This is a genomic window from Rhodococcus sp. 5G237, from assembly GCF_053764735.1.
Genome location: NZ_JBSNCD010000024.1, coordinates 1 through 545 on the forward strand (window position 1 = coordinate 1; position 545 = coordinate 545).

Sequence of the window (545 nt, forward strand, 5' to 3'; positions counted from 1 at the left end):
CACCGTACGCTCATAAACACTTACAACAAAGATGCTCGCGTCCACTGTGCAGTTCTCAAACAACACACAACAACCCCTACCAACGCCGGCCACACGGCCAACCGCCTTCGTAAGTCATCGTCGCTGACAAAACACTCGCGTGTTCTCTCAGGACCCAACAGTGCACCGATATAACCACCGCGACGAGGATCTGTATCCCCGCCATACGCGGTGATGGTTGTCAGCGTTCCACCCATGAGCACCACCGGATTACCTATGAATCCGTAATGGCTCTGCCGATCAGAACACAACCTGTGTTGTGTCTGTATCGGAAGTTGCTCCTTAGAAAGGAGGTGATCCAGCCGCACCTTCCGGTACGGCTACCTTGTTACGACTTCGTCCCAATCGCCGATCCCACCTTCGACGGCTCCCTCCCACGAGGGGTTAGGCCACCGGCTTCGGGTGTTACCGACTTTCATGACGTGACGGGCGGTGTGTACAAGGCCCGGGAACGTATTCACCGCAGCGTTGCTGATCTGCGATTACTAGCGACTCCGACTTCACGG

1 rRNA gene is annotated in these 545 nt (G+C 56.0%); it reads right to left on the reverse strand.

The features are described from left to right. Positions 1-325: 325 nt before the first annotated feature. Positions 326-545, reverse strand: a 16S ribosomal RNA gene (locus tag ACWPOC_RS25535); the annotation flags it as partial.